The organism is Xanthomonas hortorum pv. pelargonii (genome assembly GCF_024499015.1).
Classification (GTDB): domain Bacteria; phylum Pseudomonadota; class Gammaproteobacteria; order Xanthomonadales; family Xanthomonadaceae; genus Xanthomonas; species Xanthomonas hortorum_B.
Map to the genome: position 1 here is coordinate 3,182,602 of NZ_CP098604.1, position 17,641 is coordinate 3,200,242.

The 17,641-nt window shown below is 64.8% G+C and carries 8 protein-coding genes and 2 pseudogenes; 8 read left to right on the plus strand and 2 right to left on the minus strand.

The window, feature by feature from the left end; all coding sequences use genetic code 11:
- The first annotated feature begins 61 nt into the window (after nucleotides 1-61).
- Nucleotides 62-949: a YghX family hydrolase gene (gene yghX, locus NDY25_RS13935; protein WP_168958062.1), complete on the plus strand. Its 888-nt coding sequence runs from the start codon at nucleotides 62-64 to the stop codon at nucleotides 947-949.
- Between the two features lie 222 nt (nucleotides 950-1,171).
- On the opposite strand, the gene xopX is transcribed toward yghX, so the two are convergent.
- The gene (gene xopX / locus NDY25_RS13940; RefSeq protein ID WP_256627511.1) at nucleotides 1,172-3,286 is read right to left on the minus strand and encodes a XopX family type III secretion system effector; all 2,115 of its coding nucleotides are present in this window, start codon (nucleotides 3,284-3,286) and stop codon (nucleotides 1,172-1,174) included.
- Nucleotides 3,287-3,716: 430 nt separating this feature from the next.
- Between xopX and NDY25_RS13945 the strand changes: the two genes are divergently transcribed.
- Both NDY25_RS13945 and NDY25_RS13950 read left to right on the plus strand, forming a co-directional pair.
- Entirely contained in the window at nucleotides 3,717-6,608 is a 2,892-nt protein-coding gene (locus tag NDY25_RS13945) for a TonB-dependent receptor plug domain-containing protein (RefSeq protein ID WP_168958060.1), read from the plus strand.
- A 797-nt stretch (nucleotides 6,609-7,405) separates the two neighbouring features.
- The gene (locus NDY25_RS13950; RefSeq protein WP_256627512.1) at nucleotides 7,406-8,479 is read left to right on the plus strand and encodes a 3-deoxy-7-phosphoheptulonate synthase; all 1,074 of its coding nucleotides are present in this window, start codon (nucleotides 7,406-7,408) and stop codon (nucleotides 8,477-8,479) included.
- 578 nt (nucleotides 8,480-9,057) lie between these two features.
- Here the strand turns inward: NDY25_RS13950 and scpC are convergent.
- Nucleotides 9,058-10,572, minus strand: a complete 1,515-nt coding sequence (scpC, locus tag NDY25_RS13955) for a succinyl-CoA:acetate CoA-transferase ScpC (RefSeq protein ID WP_168958058.1) — start codon at nucleotides 10,570-10,572, stop codon at nucleotides 9,058-9,060.
- Nucleotides 10,573-10,738: 166 nt separating this feature from the next.
- On the opposite strand from scpC, the gene NDY25_RS13960 reads away from it, so the two are divergent.
- From NDY25_RS13960 to NDY25_RS13975, 5 genes and pseudogenes are all read left to right on the plus strand, one after another.
- A complete protein-coding gene (locus NDY25_RS13960) occupies nucleotides 10,739-12,916 on the plus strand; it encodes a translocation/assembly module TamB domain-containing protein (RefSeq protein WP_168958057.1) in 2,178 nt (725 codons plus the stop codon).
- A 205-nt stretch (nucleotides 12,917-13,121) separates the two neighbouring features.
- Nucleotides 13,122-13,536 (plus strand): annotated as a pseudogene (locus NDY25_RS23185) (hypothetical protein); the annotation flags it as partial.
- A gap of 215 nt (nucleotides 13,537-13,751) precedes the next feature.
- Nucleotides 13,752-15,542 (plus strand): annotated as a pseudogene (locus NDY25_RS13965) (hypothetical protein); the annotation flags it as partial.
- Between the two features lie 420 nt (nucleotides 15,543-15,962).
- Nucleotides 15,963-16,472, plus strand: coding sequence for a sigma-70 family RNA polymerase sigma factor (locus NDY25_RS13970; protein ID WP_043909174.1), 510 nt, complete (start codon nucleotides 15,963-15,965; stop codon nucleotides 16,470-16,472).
- Nucleotides 16,473-16,481: 9 nt separating this feature from the next.
- On the plus strand, nucleotides 16,482-17,531 hold the full coding sequence (locus NDY25_RS13975; protein ID WP_168958055.1) for a FecR domain-containing protein: 1,050 nt from the start codon (nucleotides 16,482-16,484) through the stop codon (nucleotides 17,529-17,531).
- Nucleotides 17,532-17,641 lie beyond the last annotated feature (110 nt).

Consider the following 17,641-nt stretch of genomic DNA (forward strand, 5'->3'; position numbering starts at 1 on the left):
AAAATTGCTGGCCCCCTCACTCGTCATTCCAACTCACACTGCAATTCCCAGGAGAACGCCGATGCGCCGTCTGACCGCTCAGGATTTCCACCCCGATCTGCTCGCGCTGTACGACGGCTATGTGCACGGCAAACTCAGCCGGCGCGATTTTCTCGACCGCGCTGCGGCGTTTGCGGTGGCCGGGTTGAGTGCGGCGGCGATCCTGGAATCGCTGAGCCCGAACTATGCGCTCGCCACGCAAGTGGAGTTCACCGACCCGGACATCGTGGCCGAGTACATCACCTATCCCTCGCCCAATGGCCATGGCCAGGTGCGCGGCTATCTGGTGCGGCCGGCCAAGCTCACCGGCGCCGTGCCTGGCGTGGTGGTGGCGCACGAAAACCGCGGTTTGAATCCGTATATCGAAGATGTCGCGCGGCGCGTGGCCAAGGCCGGTTTTGTCGCTTTGGCACCGGATGGCTTGAGTTCGGTCGGCGGCTATCCCGGCAACGACGAAAAGGGCCGCGCGCTGCAGGCGCAGGTCGACCCGACCAAGCTGATGAACGACTTCTTCGCCGCGGTGGAATTTTTGATGAGCCGCGAGCGCACCACCGGCAAGGTGGGCATTACCGGCTTTTGCTATGGCGGCGGTGTGGCCAATGCGGCGGCGGTGGCGTATTCCGAGCTGGCCGCAGCGGTGCCGTTCTATGGCCGTCAGCCCACCGATGCCGAGGTCGCCCGCATCCGCGCGCCACTGCTGCTGCATTACGCCGCGGAAGACGAGCGCGTCAATGCCGGCTGGCCGGCGTACGAGGCCGCGCTCAAGGCGCAGCACAAGGTCTATCAGGCCTACGTGTATCCGGGGACCAACCACGGTTTCCATAACGATTCCACGCCGCGTTACGACAAGGCGGCGGCGACCCTGGCCTGGGATCGCACCATCGAGTGGTTTCGGCGGTATCTGGCGTGAGTGGGCGGTGCGGTAGTTGTAGTGTTGCCGATTGTGCGCCAATGGCGCCCTGACGCTAGCCCTGGCCGGGGCGCGCAGCGGGGTCGGGATGATCGCGTGTGGCGAAGTGCTCGTGTTGGCTGTTGCATCACACAAAAGACCCCGCCGAAAGGCGGGGTCTTTTGTGTGCGCACCACTACTGCGCAGGTGGGTGCTGACAGCCCATTGCCATTGGTTGCAATGTCAGGGCGAACGCGCTGTGCGCATTGTTGCGTCATCGCTGGGTGGGTACGGTTGCGCAATCGCTTCCGGTTCCGGGGAGGCGGTCTGTACCGCCACCTCGGCGGCCTCGTCCATCTCGGCGACTTCGGAGATTTCGGTGATCGTGACGCTGTTGCTGGGCCTGGTCTCCGCACCTGCTCCCGCGCTCTCGATCACTTGCAGGGCGCTATCTCCAACCATCTGCGCGTAATGCTGCGCCTGTTCCGGCGACAGACTTGCCACATAATTCGCCGTGTCTTGTACGGTCTGGATCAGCTCTTCGGGCGAGGACGGCATGCGGGTTGCGAGCGGGGTGCCATCGGGCCCCTTGAACACCCGCATGACCTGACGCCCGCCCCAGTTCATCGCCAGTTCCGCGCCGCGCGCCATTGGGCCAGGCATCGTCATCGACATCAGCGACATGATCGCGCCAGCGTAGTAGGGCGATGCCGACGATGCTTCGATCAGACTCTTGTCTGCGAATGTCTTGGACAGCTTCTCCACACCCAGCGCCAGTGCCATGACCATGCTGCCGGAGCACATGGCCTTGAAGCGCTCCATCGTGTCCTGGCGGGTCGCGTGCTTGTTCAACGCCGACTGCATCATCACGGTCGTCACCACGGCCGAGTCGGCCAGCAGGTCCACCGTGCCGATCCGATCCGGCTGGATCAGGTAGACGGTCAGCCCGGTCACGCCGGCACCCAACAATGCCAATGCCAATTTGGAAGAGAAATCCTGGTTGGTCAGTTGGCGCGGGATGGTGGCTGGCTGGTCCTGGTCGACTTGCAGCGCAGTGCTCAGGCGCTTGCTGCACTGATCGAGCGTCTCCAGCAGATGCGTGCATTGAGCATTGAGCGTGCGGGTGAGTTCGTGCCCTGTGCCGGGTTCGGTGAAGTTTCGGCGCGCTTGTTGAAAAGCGTCGCGGCCGTTCTCCAGAGCGGCGCAGATCTCGTTGAGTTGCGTGCGCAGTCGCTCGCTGATCTGTCCGGGCGTCAGGCGCGCGCGCAGCCGCTGAGCCTGCGTCTGAAGGCCGACACGGTCCGCGATACTCGCGCCCAGGTGGGAGACACCATGCTGCATTCGATTGCCGAGTGCGTTGAGGCTGTTCCAGAGGAAAGGCGTCAGCACCATCGCTGTGCAGGCCGTCGATGCGGCCGCGGCAAATCCCAGGTTGTTTTCCACCGCTTCGGCCTGCTGTCGCATGGACGGGTTGCCGAATTTCTTGGGGAGTTCGGTGGTGAGGAACAGTCCGTTGAGCAGGATGGCGTAGAAATGCATTTCGTTGGCTTCGCGCCCCAGCTGCCCGCCCATCAGCGGGAACGGAAGCCCATCGGCGGTGGGGCGCAGCGCCGATGCCGATAGACTCATCACGCCCTTGGTTGCTGCGGCAATGGAATAGGCGAAAGTCTTGGCTTGGTTGGCAAGCAGCGGACTGGGTACCACCAGGGGCCAGAGATTGACCAGATTGGCCAGCGACTTCAGCGCCCTCCCTGCTGCAGGTGTCCCATGCTCCAGCGGCTGCAGCGCATCTTCCACGGCTTTGACGTCGCTGAGCAATTGCTGACAAAAGCGTGTTTCCAGACCGGTTGCAGATTCGATGGCGCCGCGTAGCTGCGTGATCTGCTGGCGGCACGCGGCCAGGCTGTGCGGCGCGACCTGTTCCGGATCGGTGTGGCGCACCATTTGCAGAAATGCGGGATCGTCTGCATGCATCTGCAGCATGGTGCGCAGATCCGCCAGCGACCATAGATCAGAAGCGGCCTTGGACACTGCAGCGGATGCATGCTGGACGCCGCTTGCCAACGCGGAGTTCGCGCGCGCGGTAAGCGTTTTGGCAGTGCATAGAGCAGTCGCCCGTGCCGAGTGTGACGCCTGCGGTGCGGGCGAGGATGGCTCCACGGGCGACGTTGGCGCGGAACTGGCAGACGAAGTGCGTGAGTGGCTGCGCGGGACAAGTGCCGATAGCGCGGGGTTGACCGGGGACTCTGTCGGCGATGCGGCAGGTTGCAGTTCCACGATACCTTCATCGTGCTTGCGTGCGTTCTGCAACTCGGCTTGCGAGGACTGGCCTGCCGACTGCGCTTTCTTGATCTCCATCGGATATCTCCGTTCGGTGGGGGACACCAAATCGCGGTGTTTGGTGTTCTTTCATGATCCGCGCGCGAGCACCAGGCTCAACCGGATATGCGAACTGGCGCGCTGCCACCGGAAGTACCCAACCAGGCGGTGACAACGGTAGCGACGCTCCAACGTAGTGATTCCGGTGCCGCCAGCTGCGCATGGATGGGCACGCTATGATCCGATCACACGCCTGCAGCACAGCATCGATGGGCTGTTTTGTGCTAGCTATCACAGATTAATGTCAGCGTGTTGACACCGATGTCATCACAGTCCTAGCGTCGCTGGGCAGGCGCTTGCGCCGAACGGTCGGGGGCCATCGGACAGGGGCGGCGGTGCAGTGCATCGCTCGCAGGCGTCGTTGCAATGGAACGCCACGCCGGTCATGCCGGCTTCTCCCGGGGATCTTATGAACTGCCGCAGTCATCGCCTTGCCTTGTCGATTTCCTTGTCCCTCGCCCTGACCGCCGCCGTCGCACCGTCGGCCACTGCCCAGCAAACCGAGCCGGATCAGCCGCGCGCCGCCTCCACGCTGGATGCGGTCAGCGTCACCGGCTCGCGCATCAAGCGCGCGCAGGTCGAAGGCGCGCAGCCGGTGGTCACCATCTCCGCACAGCAGATCCAGCAGGAAGGCTTTGCCACCGTCTACGACGTGCTCAACAGCATGAACCAGCAGGGCTCGGTGGAAGCTGATACGCAATGGGGCTCGCATACGCCCAACGCCTCGCCGATCAATCTGCGCGACCTCGGGCCGGGCCGCACCTTGCTGCTGGTCAACGGGCACCGCGTGGCCGATTACCCGCTGCCCTACGGCGGCGAGAGCAACTTCTCCAACTACAGCAATATTCCCTCCGCTGCGGTGGAGCGCATCGACATCCTGACCGGCGGCGCATCGGCGATCTACGGCTCGGACGCAGTGGCCGGCGTCATCAATGTGATCCTCAGGCGCGATTACCAGGGCGATCAGGTGCGGCTGCGCGGCGGTACTGCGACAGAAGGTGGGCGCGACAGTTTCGATGTGTCCTGGGCAGGTGGGCGCACCGGCGAAAACTGGAGCCTGACCTACGCGCTGCAGGCCACCCGGCGCGATCCATTGAGTGGGCGCGATCGCCCCGAGATGGACGACTCCGATGACATGTCCTACTCCAACTGGACCGGCCAGAACCGCTTGTACGGCTTCAACCCGTTCACCGGCCTGAGCCTGGTCGATGCCAACACCAACGAGCGCCTCGCGCCACCTCCCGGCACCTGTGCACGCTTTGGCGGCGAGTTCATCGACGGGCAACGGCTGAGCTACAACCAGAACACCGGCGCGCTCACCAATGCCGGCGATTACTGCGGCGTGGCGCGCGATTACGGCGACTGGGGGCTGGTGACCGGTAGCGAGGACTATTCGGCCTATCTCTACGGCACCTGGAAGTTCGGCGAGCACACCGAAGCCTGGGCCACGCTATCGGCCAACCGCAGCATCGGCCGCTGGACCTACGACCCGCCGTACGTGTATCTGGGCCCGTTCCAGGACGCCGACACCGGCCGCTCGCTGTATGCGATCCGCCAGCTCACCCGGCGCGAAGCCGGCGGTTGGGATCGGCTGGCCAACTACAACAAGGAGCAGTCCTGGGACTTGAGCGCCGGCTTGCGCGGCGTGTGGGCCGATCGCTTCGATTGGGAGCTGAGCGTGGGCCGCTCGCGTTACACCGTGGACGAATACGTGCGCACCGTGGATACCGCACGCGCCACCGATTACTTCCTCGGCAGCCCCACCGGCACCGCTGCCGATGGCACGTCCATCTATGCCATCAACGAAGCACGGCTATATGCGCCACTGTCGTCGAGCGAGTACGACGACCTGGTCGCCAAATCGCATAACTCGGCCTATTCGTGGGTGAATCAAGCCAGTTTCAGTTTGAGCGGCGACGTGGTGCAGGGCTGGGCCGGGCCTATCCGCTTTGCCACCGTGGCCGAAGTGGCCAAGCAGGGCTACCAGCTGTCGCCGGATCCGTGCGCCAATGAGTGCTATCCGGTGGACGTGGTCGATAGCGGCGGCGGCGAACGCCTGCGCAGCTCGGCCGGCCTGGAATTCCAGATCCCGTTGCTGTCCACGTTGAGCGCGAATGTCGCCGGTCGCTATGATCGCTACGGCAACTATCGTTCCTCGGCCGCGATTCCGACCGATGTCGGCACGCAGAGCGACACCACCTGGAGCGCCGGTCTGGAATGGCGCCCGGTCGAGAGCCTGTTGTTGCGCAGCACGCTGGCCACCAGCTTCCGCGCGCCGGACATGCATTACGTGCTCGGCGAACCCAGCTCCACCAACCAGACCGTGATCGACCAATACCGCTGCATTTCTTCCGGCGCGTATCTCACCGGCGGCTGCAACGACGAGAACAGCAACATCTTCTACACCGTGGATGTGAACCGGCGCGGCACCCCGGATCTGCGCTCGGAAACCGGCCGCTCGTTCACCGGCGGTGTGGTGTGGGACATCGTGCAGGGCCTGTCGCTGAGCGTGGATTACTACCGCATCGAGCTTGCGGAAATGATCAAGGATCTGGACCGCGACGAGATCCTCTCGGCCGAAGCCGGCTGCCGCACCGGTACCACCATCAGCGGCGGCGCCTGGAACAACCCTGGCGGCGCCGGCTATTGCGACACCATCAGCTCGCGGGTGGTGCGCAATGCCGATGGCACCATCGCCAGCATCGAGCGCGGCCCGATCAACCTGGCGCAGATGGAAACCTCAGGCATCGACGCCTCGCTGAAATATCGCCTTGCCACGGCGGGTTGGGGCAACTTCCAGTTGTCGCTGGACTACAACAACCTGCTCGCCTATCGCGAGCAGATCTACCGCACCGACAGCGACGAAAACCGCCGCGACGAACGCGTGCGCAGTCGCGTGCGTGGCAGCGTGCATTGGGACAACGGCGGCGCCTGGGACTGGACGGTGTACTTCCGCCGGCTCGGTTCGATGCGTGCGGTCAACTGGGGCACCTGCGCGCGCTTCGACGACGGCTATCAGCCCAGTGCCGCCGATGAGTGCGTGGTCACCGACACCGCCAACGTGCATCTGGGCGAGACCAGCAAGCGTTACTTCGGCCGCGTGGGCCCGGCGATCTATTGGAACCTGAGCACCGGTTACAAGATCACCGACCACGCCAAGGTCAACCTCTACGTCAACAACGTGTTCAACGAAGTGGGTTACGAGAACAAGGAGCGCTTCTACGGCTACGGCTTCTACAACACCACCTTGTTCAACCCGATCGGCCGCGAAGTGGCAGCGGAATATGTGTTTACGTTCTGATTGAATGTGGCTGCCGCACCACACGCCACGGCACAGCGCCGTGGCGTGTGGTGCAGTGTGGAGGTGGGTGCGATACATGCAGACATGCTTGCTGAAACGATATATGAAACGATTTTTTGCCCAGGAATGATTCCCATGTGGCTGATTTATATGAAATTTAAGCGATTTTTAGGGCGCCTGAGCGCTGAGTCATGAAACGATACTCGCAGGGTGCACGGCATAGAGAGCGCTTGCGGAAATACAAGGGCCGGGCTGGTTTAAACGTCTCTGTCCGCAGTGATGCTTCGACATCAGATTGGCCCGGTCGAGATCGAAGTCGAGGCTTGCGAAAAGCTTGTCCAGCTGCATCGAGCGCAACCGAATCAGCCGCTTGTTCGGCATGCTGAGCGTTCGAGTCGAACCCGATCGCATGCATCTTAGGACTATGCAAATCGCGGCAATGTCATCAGGTCCATGAAGCCTTTTGGGGGGCGATACATTTGCGCGGAAACGGTCAGCGCGGGTCTAACAGCAGCCGGCATGCACCTGCCCGATGACATCGCTGCAACGTTCCGTTGCCGATGAAACAGTGGCAACGGCGAAATGTGCGTGGTATCAATGCACCCAATGAACGCACCCCGCAGCCAGTTTTATTTTTGGTACTACGGTTTTCCGATGCCGCTGGCGGAGGACGGATTGCGCTCACCCTGAAGAAATCTTCAGCAGCATTCCCGAAAAGCCGCCAGCGCACACTGGCGGCTTTTTTGTTGCCGCCTCGCCTGGCATCCCTGATGCAACACGCCCACCGAGACACTGTTATGCCGCCTGTGACCGATGACCTGCGTATCCGCAAGATCGAAGCCCTCGCCCCGCCTTCGCAGCTGCTGTCGCTGCTGCCTTGCGACGACCGCGCCTCCGAGACCGTGACCAACTCGCGCGCTGCCCTGCACGAGATCCTGCATGGCCGCGACGACCGCCTGGCAGTGGTGATCGGGCCCTGCTCGATTCATGACCCGGTTGCGGCGATGGACTACGCGCACCGCCTGCGCCCGCTGCGCGAGCAGTTTGGCGACGCGCTGGAGATCGTGATGCGGGTGTACTTCGAAAAGCCGCGCACCACCATCGGCTGGAAGGGCCTGATCAACGATCCGGACCTGGATGGCAGCTTCCAGATCAACAAGGGTCTGCGCGTTGCGCGCGGTCTGCTGCGCGACATCAACAACCCTGGCCTGCCGGCCGGCGTGGAATTTCTCGACATCATCTCGCCGCAGTACATCGCCGACCTGGTGGCCTGGGGCGCGATCGGCGCGCGCACCACCGAAAGCCAGGTGCATCGCGAAATGGCCTCGGGCCTGTCGTGCCCGGTGGGCTTCAAGAACGGCACCGGCGGCGACGTCAAGATTGCGGTGGATGCAGTGGGTGCGGCCTCGCACCCGCATCATTTCCTGGCCGTGACCAAGGATGGCCACACTGCGGTGGCGGCGACGGCCGGCAATCCGGATTGCCACGTGATCCTGCGCGGCGGCAAGCAGCCCAACTTCGACGCGGCCAATGTGGAAGCGGCAAGCCAGGTGCTCACTAAATCCGGTTTGCCGGCGCGTCTGATGATCGATGCCAGCCACGCCAACAGCGGCAAGAATCCCGAGAACCAGCCCAAGGTCATCGACGATATTGCCCATCAACTGGAAGCTGGCGAGACGCGCATCGTCGGCGTCATGGTGGAGAGTCATCTGGTTGGTGGACGTCAGGAATTGGTGCCGGGCTGCGCACTCACCTACGGCCAGAGCATCACCGACGGTTGCCTGGATTGGGACGCCTCGGTACAGGTGCTGGAGCGCTTGGCGACGGCGGTGCGTGCACGTCGTGCGAGGCGGGTTGCCGAAGCTGCGTGATTGAGCCCCTCTCCCCTCGGGAGAGGGGTTGGGGTGAGGGTACGGCGGAAGACAGCCATCTAAGATTGCATGCTCACAAACGACGCGGCGCACTCGCAAGGGCAACAGACCAGTGATGACCCGTCGCGCCCAGCGGCAGGAGGGGAGAGAGCCGTCCTGCCGCCGAATGCGAGCGGGCAGGAACGTTATCCGCTATGTCCGTGACGATGCGATGTCGCCGCATGTCGGCGGCAGCAATGAAGTTCGAGTTGCGTTAACGGCGACCATTTCGCATGACGCGAGGCACTGAGCGTTCGAGCGCGCATTACGTGCGAGGAAACACTTGGCACGCTCGTCATTGCATAAGCGCATAGCGGCCGGTGCACGTGTGCAGTCGCGCGATAAGGCGCTGCCATCGGACGTGTTGAGCATGGCGCTATCGCTAAACCGCTATTCCGCCCGAACACGCGTGCCTGCGGGCGGCGCGATCGGTGTCCCGCTGCGACCCGATGCGCATCCGCCCGATGCTGTGCACTCTGCCCGGCACGACGATCAGGTGCACAGAGCGCGGCATGATCGGGCAGCTGCAATGCGCGTGATCACCCCAGCATGTCGCCTGTCTCCAACCAGCGTTGATGCCACGACAGCGCTTCGGTCAACAGATGCGGAGTGTGCTTGCCGTAGCTGTCGCGATTGGCGCGCGCTACATAATCTTCCAGTGCATCGCGATAACGCGGGTGCACACAGTGATCGAGCAACTGGCGCGCGCGTTGTTTGGGCGTGAGCCCGCGCAGATCGGCCAGGCCTTGTTCGGTGACGATCACCGAGACGTCGTGTTCGGTGTGATCGACATGACTGACCATCGGTACGATCGAGGAAATGCTCCCGGCCTTGGCGATGCTGGGGCTCAAAAAGATCGAGAGAAATCCATTGCGCGCAAAATCGCCGGAGCCACCGATGCCGTTCATGATGCGGCTGCCCATCACATGGGTGGAATTGACGTTGCCATACAGGTCGGCCTCGATCATGCCGTTCATGCCGATGCAGCCAAGCCGGCGCACCAGTTCCGGATGGTTGGAGATCTCCTGCGTGCGCATGACGATGCGTTGCCGATAGAAATCGATATTGCGCTTGAACTCCTCGTTGCCTTCCGGGCTGAGCGCAAAGCCGGTGCACGAGGCATAGCGCAGCACGCCATCGCGTAGCAGCGCGAGCATGCCGTCCTGGATCACTTCGGTGAACGCCTCCAACTCGCGGAAGCCGCTGCGTGCCAGCCCCGCCAGCACCGCATTGGGAATATTGCCCACGCCCGATTGCAGCGGCAGCAGATTGGCCGGCAGGCGGCCCTTGCTCACTTCGTGGCGCAGAAACTCGATCAGGTGTTCGGCGATGCGTTCGCTGCTTGCATCGGCAGCGGCAAACGGGCTGTTGCGGTCCGGGCCATGTGTGCGCACCACCGCCACGATCTTGTCCGGATCGCAGCGCAGGCTGGGCTCGCCGATGCGGTCGTCGCCATGCAGCAGCGGGATCGGTTTGCGATGCGGCGGCAGCGCGGTGCCGTAGTAGACGTCGTGCATGCCGTCCAGGCCGGCCGGCTGCCAATCGTTGACTTCGATGATCACTTTCTTGGCCAGGTCCAGCCAGGTCTTGTTGTTGCCGATCGAGGTCGACGGCACTAGGCTGCCATCGGCGCGGATCGCCGAGACTTCCACCACCGCGGTATCGATCTGCCCGTAGAAACCGAACCACACGTGCTGGGCGACGTGGCTGAGATGGATGTCGATGTAGTCCAGGGTGCCGGCGTTGATGCGTTGGCGCGCATCCGGGTCGGACTGGAACGGCATGCGCATGGCGATGCCCTCGGCCTTGGCCAGCGCGCCATCGAGTTCCGGTGCGGTGGAGGCACCGGTCATCAACTTGATCTGGAAGGGCTGGCCCTGCAGATGCGCCGCTTCGATGCGCTGCGCCAGCGCCATTGGCACCGCCTTGGGGTAGCCGGAGCCGGTGAAGCCGCTCATCGCCACGGTCTCGCCGGGCTGGATCAAGGCGGCAGCGGCCTCGGCAGAAACCAGGCGTTCGCGCAGCGGCGCGTGCAGGATGCGTTCGTCGGACATGGGCAGCACAGCGGAAACGGGAGAAGCGCAATTATCGCCGCTGTACACCTCGATCGGGGCGCGACCTTGGTGGAATGAGCGAGCGCGACACCGGCCGCGTGCATGTTCACGCCTCGCCGCCAGCGCAACCGCGATAGTGACGGCAGACTCATCACTGCCTGCGCCCATGCCCACACTTCGCGATCGCTTCCAGCGCTGGCCCCGGCCGTGGCGCATTGCAGTGGTCGTGCTGGTGGCGCTGTATGCGCTGTATCTGCTGGCCGGCAACCTGTTTCTCAACACGCCGCTGTTCGACGCCGCCACCAACCGGCAGCCGCATAAATTCACCATGCAGACCGGCCCGGCACTCACCGTGTTCCCGGGGCAGGTGATGGCCTGGAACGTGCGCATGCGCGGGCAGGCCAACCGCACCGTTTACGTGTTGCATGCCGATCGCGCCAACGCGCGCGTTGCCTTGCTGCCGCTGTTCCGGCGCGAGGTGCGCTTGCCGTGGCTGCATGCCACCGGCCTGAGTGCGGAAGTCGAAACCTCCGACACACCCATTCCGCCACCGCCGCGCGGCGATCAGGGTTGGACGCTGCGCTTCGATGCGATCACCAGCAACAGCATCCGCAGTGCGCGTCTGGGCAAGTTGCTGATTGCCGGGCAAGGCCACGCCACTGTCGGCTTTCTCAAGCAGCTCAAAGGCGGGCCGTCGGAGCTGTTAGCTTCCGAGGCAAGTTTTACCGATGCGGTGGTCAGCTATGACGGGGTGCAGGTGTTCAATGGCGCGCAGCTGGACACGCAATTCCAGTTTCCACGCCATTACCGCGATGAGGCATCGGGCCTGCGCAAGCTCGCCATCACCCACGCGCGCCTGCAGTTGAAGGCCAGCACGGTGGCGTTGAAGATCGACACCGGCGCGCCGCACGTGGACATCCGCAGCGGGCCCTCGGCGGCGCGGGTGGAGGCAGACATCACGCTGGATCGCGGCGCCCTGCAGCCGGGCAGCCATGCGGTCTGGCGCCTGCCGTTGATGGCGGGCGTTGGCGCGACCGACCGCGGCATGCTGGCGTTGCAACTGGATGTGGCGCGCGATATCCGCGTGCAGGCGCGGCTGCCGCGCGATGAAAAGACCGGCAGCGAGCTGCATGCCGACCTGCGCCTCGCCAGCCGCAGCATTCCTTTCCAGGATCCGGCGCAGATGTTGCCGCGATTGTCCGGTCAGGTACGTGGGCGTTGGAAGTTCGAATCCCTGAACTGGATTGCCGAGTTGTTCGTGCGCAAGCCGTGGTTTCAGCTCGAAGGCGGTGGCCTGGTCGAGGCCGATCTGCGGCTGGCGCAAGGCCGGCTCGCCAGTGGCAGCAGCCTGGAGATTCCGCGGGTGGAAGCCGTGGCGCAGGTGTTCGATACACGCCTGGCCGGTGTCGCCACCGCACACGGACGCATCGATGATGCCGCCACGCCGCAGGCGCATCTGGAGGTAAGCATTCCCACGTTCAAGGCCGCGCCGCGCGATGCGCCCAAACAGATCCTGCTGGACGGCCGCGATCTGCAGCTGGCCATGCATGGCGACGCCGAACTGGCGCGCCTGCGCGACACGCTCAAGGCGCAGCTGCGTTTCAGCGATGCGCGCGTGCCCGATCTCACCGTCTATAACCGCTATCTGCCGGGCAACAACGTGCGCCTGCTCGGCGGCAGCGGCAGCCTGACCGGCGATGTGGCGCTCAACGCCTCCGGCGAGGTCGGCAGCGGTCACGCGAATCTGCGCGGACAGGGCGCACACCTTGCACTGGCCGGCGTGCAGATGCGCGGCGATGCCGAGTTGCAGGCGCAGCTGCAGCGCGCCGATTTCAAAAACAAGTTCTTCGACCTCAGCGGCACGCGCGTGCGCTTGCGCAATATGCGCGTAGGCGACGACAGCACGGATGCCAACTGGTGGGGGGAAATGCAGGTCGGCGCCGGCACCATCCAGGCCAGTGCGCCGTTCCAGGTGGATGCCGATGCGGCGATTCGCATGCGCGATGTTGCGCCGCTGCTGTCGGTATTTGCGCAACGTGCCGATTACCCGCGTTGGGTCTTGGGCTTGCTGGACTCGGGCGAGCTCGATGCCACCGGCCGGGTACGTTGGCGCAAGCAGCAGGTGCTGATCGACGACCTGCATGCGGAGAACGCGCGCCTGTCGCTGCGTGCGCGCTTGGCCTTGAACGAGGAGCAGCGGCGCGGCGATCTGTATCTGCGCTGGGGCGTGCTGGGCGCCGGGATCGAACTCGATGGCAAGCAACGCCAGTGGCATCTGGCTGGCGCGCGCGAGTGGTACGACGCGCAGCCGGGGCTGTTGCCGGCGGTGTCGAAGGCGAAGTAAGCGGTACGTTGTTTCAGGTCTCGCGTCATGCGGCCAGCTTCGCCGTCGTCGCAGAAGCAGTGCGCGCACTGCCGCGCGTGTAGCACATCGAATGCGCACGGGCAGCCTGATGGTGCCCAGCCGCAATGGCCGCTGCGCGCTGCACTCACGGCCTGCTTGGCACACTGCGCCACGCCGCGTGCGCGGTCTTCAGGAGCCTGCCGTCATGACGATGCCTGTTCGCGCCCGCTGGCGTGGTTTGCCCCGTGTGGTGCGTTGGCCTGTGCTGGCGCTGGTTGCGCTGTATGCAAGCTATTTGCTGTTGGGCAATCTGTTGCTCAACACACCGCTCGGGCCGGCAGCGCTCAACCGCAAGCCGGACAAATTCAGCATGCACTGGGGCCCTGCAGTGACCTGGTGGCCGGGGCGTCTGGTGCTGTGGAATGTGGACCTGCAAGGTCACTCCACGCGTAACAGCTGGAACGTCAGCGCGCAGCGCATGAGCGGGCAGGTGCGGCTGTTGCCGTTGTTGCATCGGCAGCTGCTGGTGCCGGAGTTGCATGCGCACGATGTGCGTGGCGGGATGCAGGCGGCTGTGCCGACGCCCGGTGCTGCAGCGACGCAAGCGCCGGCGACAGCGCCGAGCACGCAGGTTGCCGCTGCTCCGGTGACAGGCGCAGTCGGCACGACTACGCCAACGCCAACGCAAGACAAGACATCTGCATCAACGACCAACGCAAAGGCCTCAGCCAGCAAGCAGCCGCCCATGCAGATGACTGGCGCGCCCACCAGCACGCCGCAATCCGCCCAGGTCGCCCAGGTCGCTGAACCCCCGGCCAGCACCCTGCCGACCGCTCCGGCCTGGACCCTGCAATTCGACCGCATCGTCGCCGATCAAGTGCAGGCCTTGACGCTGCGCCAGCTGCACATCGAAGGCGATGGCCAACTGCAGCTAGGCGTGTTCAAACAATTGCGCGGTGGTCCGATGGAACTGTTTCCCTCGCGTGCAACCTTCGACAATGCGCGGATGCGCTGGGATAACAGCGAAGTGCTGCGCAACGGCCAGCTGCGCATCGAAACCAGCATCGCGCGCCATGCGCCGGACCAGGCGCGCGGGTTGGCACTGCTGCAGCTCACCAACGCGCTGGTGGCGGTGCATGGCGACACTGCGGCGTTGGATGTGACACGCAATGCGCAGGGCCGCCACACGGTCGCTACGCGCGCCGGCAAAGGCCGCGCAGATGGTGAGTTGCGCTGGACGCGTGGCGCGCTGCAGCCCGGCAGCCAGCTGCAATGGCGCGCGCCGTTGCACGACAGCACGCGTACGCCCGCTGCTCTGCTGGGCGAACTCACGGCGCAACTGCAAGTCGATCAGGATATGCGCTTGCAGGTCAGCATGCCCGAGCCGGCCGATGCCGGGCTGACGCTGGATGCGGATCTGCGCGTGCAAGGCCGGCAATTGCCGCTGCAATCCATGCGCAGCCTGTTGCCGCGTACCTCCGGGCATGCGCGGGTGCACTGGCAACTGGCATCGCTGAGCTGGATTCCGGCGCTGTTTCCGGATGTGGACTGGCTGACGCTGGAGGGCGACGGCCTGGTGGATGCAGATCTTCAGATCGAGCGCGGCCAACTCGGCGCCGGCAGTCGTCTGCAGGTGCCGCATGTGCGTGCGCATGTCGGCGTGATGGGGCATGCGATCGATGGGCAAGCCAGTGCCGATCTGCGTGTGGACGCCGATGCCAACGGACACTTGCTGCCTGCCCTTGTATTGCAGATGCAGCAGTTTTCGATTGCGCACAGCGATGCGCCCACGCGCCCGTTCGTGCAGGGCCGCGATCTGCGTCTGGATCTGCAGACGCGTGCCGATGCACGCAATCTGGCGACCTTGCGCGATGCCACGCGCGCACATCTTGTGTTCGCCAATGCGCGCGTGCCGGATCTGCGTGCCTACAACCGCTATCTGCCGCAGCAACAACTGCGTTTCGATGGCGGCAACGGTGTGCTCAGTGGCGATCTGCAGATCGAACCCGGTGGGCGTATCGGCAAGGGCGGGCTGCGCATCGGTGCGCGTGCGGCGCGGCTGCAGTTTGCCGGCCTCGCACTGCGTGGCGATGTAGATGCGGATCTACGTCTGCAGCGCGGCGATTTGCGTGCAGAAAATTTCCGCCTCGATGCCAGCACCATCCAGTTGCGCAATATCGGATTCACCGGCCCGGATGGACAACGTCGCGATGGGTGGTGGGCCCGCATCGTGCTTGAAGATACGCACATGCAATGGCGCAAGCCGATCGGTGTGGATGGGCGCGTGCGCATCCAGGTGCGCGATCTGGCATTCCTGATGTCGCTGTACGCGCGCGATCGCTCGATTCCGAACTGGATGCTGCGGCTGGTGGATGCGGGGCAGGCGCAAGTGACCGGTCGCGTGCATTGGCAGGACGAGACCGTCATCGTCGATCGGTTGCAGGCACGCAACGAACGCTTTCAGGTGGATGCACGGCTGCGTTTGCAGGGCACCCAACGTAGCGGCAGCCTGCTTGCACGCTGGGGGATGTTGAGCGCGGCGGTTGGCCTGCGCGGCGACACGCCGGAATGGCATCTGCTGCGCGCGCCCCAGTGGTATCAGGCCCAGCCCGATCTGCTGCGCTGAGGGCGCTGCGCGGCAAGACGGTGTGAAGGAAAAGCGCCAGTTCTGTACTGCCAAGTATTGTTTTGCAGTGCAGCGTGCAAGTGGCGTTCGGGGCGCGCACTATGATCCTGCATCCCGACGTGGGGGAGGAGCAAAGCCCGCTGGCAGTTCGCTGCAAGCGGGCTTTTTTATTGCCTGAGGTTTGGCGAGTCAAGTCACCGCGATCTGCGCTCAGCGGGAAAAACGCCTGAAGTCAGCCGGCTGGCAGGCCAGCCAGCCGTGCCTCGCAATGGGCAGCATCGACCCGCAACCGGAAGCCAGTGAGATAGGCCGGCCCGGAGCGCGCGCCTGCACGCGCCGCTGGCATCCGATAGAATGAGATCAATTCTCATTTATCGCCGGACGCCTCGCGGTCCGGGCTCAGCCGTTCAGGAGGTCATCGTGTCGGTCACGCAAGGCGCGCTTCATCAGCAGGTGGAGCGCCTGTACACCGACCACCATGGCTGGCTGCAGGGCTGGCTGCGGCGCAAGCTGGGCGATGCGTTCGTGGCCGCCGACCTGGCGCAGGACACCTTCATCAGCGTGATCAATGCCGGTGCGGCCGCCGAGATCCGCGAGCCACGGCCGTTCCTGGCCACCATCGCGCGCCGGTTGATGGCGCACCGGCAGCGCCGCAAGCTGCTGGAAACCAGTTACCTGGAAATGCTGGCGGCGCTGCCGGAAGAAGTGGCGCCGTCGCCGGAGCTGCAACTGCTGGCGCTGGAAGCGGTGCAGCAGCTGGACCAGGCGCTGGACGGCCTGCCGCCCAAGGTGAAAGAGGCCTTTTTGCTGGCCCATCTGCAGGAGCTGAGCTACGCGCAGATCGCGCAGCGGCTGGGGGTGTCCAGCAGCTCGGTCAAGCAGTACCTCACGCGTGCCAACCGGCATTGCCTGTTCGCGCTCTCGGCGTGACTCGCACAGATGGGTGATGCCGCGTCCCGCAGCACGCAGTCCCTTGGCGCCCAGCGGCCACTGCTGGCCGGCGGGCAACCGATCAGTGCGCAGGTCGCCGATGCGGCAGCCGAGTGGCTGACGCTGCTGATGTCCGGCAGCGTCAGCCACGCGCAGCTGCAGCAATGGCAGCAGTGGCGCGATGCGCATCCGGATCATGCGCGGGCATGGGCGCATATCGAATCGGTGACCGGGCGGTTGAAGACGCTGACGCCGCAGGCGGCGTATCGCAGTCTGTCGCCGTATGCCGGCAACAACGGCCAGGCATCGCCGGGGCGGCGCAAGGCGCTGAATCTGCTGCTGTGGGGCGGGGTGGCCGGTGCTACCGGCCTGCTGGTTTCGCGCACCGAACCCTGGCAACGCGCCACCGCCGATTACGCCACCGCAACGGGGCAGCGCCGCGACCTGCAGCTGCAGGACGGCAGCCGCATCACGCTCAACACGCGCAGCGCTATCGATGTGCGTTTCGATGCGCACCAGCGGCTGCTGCAGTTGCTGGCCGGCGAAATCCTGGTGACCACCGCGCACGCATTGGGCGCCGGCCACGATGCGCGGCCGTTCGTGGTGCGCACCGCCCAAGGCGATATCCATGCGCTGGGCACGCGCTTTTGCGTGCGCCAGGACGAGGGCGAGACGCAGGTGAGCGTGCTGGAAAGCGCGGTGGAGGTGCGCCCGCTTGCGGTCGCGCAGGCCGGCGGGCGCGTGCATGCGGGAGAGCAGTGTCGTTTTACCGCCGAGGCGCTCGGCGCCATCGCCCCAGTCGATGCGCAGGTGGCGGCCTGGGTACGCGGCCAGTTGATCGCCGACGAATTGCGGCTGGATGCCTTCATCGCCGAACTGGGCCGGTATCGCCCCGGCCTCCTGCGCTGCGACCCGCAGGTGGCCGCGCTGCGCGTCTCAGGCGTCTTTCCGCTGGACGACACCGAGCGCATCCTGGCGATGCTGCCCAGCGTGCTGCCGGTGCGGGTGAGCCGGCGCAGCCGGTATTGGGTGACGGTGCAGGCGGCCGGGCAGGGCTGAGGCGCTGCCAAGCGGCACCTCGATGAAAAAAGTTTGCCGCCGGTCTGCCCGATCGCCGCAGTTGCGGCACCTCCACAATGACGGTGTCAGTGCGACACCAACATCTTGTG

Excerpts from the sequence above, each read along its gene's own strand:
- yghX (WP_168958062.1), top strand. The coding sequence starts at position 62 with ATGCGCCGTCTGACCGCTCAGGATTTCCACCCCGATCTGCTCGCGCTG.
- xopX (WP_256627511.1), bottom strand. The coding sequence starts at position 3,286 with ATGGAGATCAAGAAAGCGCAGTCGGCAGGCCAGTCCTCGCAAGCCGAG.
- NDY25_RS13945 (WP_168958060.1), top strand. The coding sequence starts at position 3,717 with ATGAACTGCCGCAGTCATCGCCTTGCCTTGTCGATTTCCTTGTCCCTC.
- NDY25_RS13950 (WP_256627512.1), top strand. The coding sequence starts at position 7,406 with ATGCCGCCTGTGACCGATGACCTGCGTATCCGCAAGATCGAAGCCCTC.
- scpC (WP_168958058.1), bottom strand. The coding sequence starts at position 10,572 with ATGTCCGACGAACGCATCCTGCACGCGCCGCTGCGCGAACGCCTGGTT.
- NDY25_RS13960 (WP_168958057.1), top strand. The coding sequence starts at position 10,739 with ATGCCCACACTTCGCGATCGCTTCCAGCGCTGGCCCCGGCCGTGGCGC.
- NDY25_RS13975 (WP_168958055.1), top strand. The coding sequence starts at position 16,482 with ATGGGTGATGCCGCGTCCCGCAGCACGCAGTCCCTTGGCGCCCAGCGG.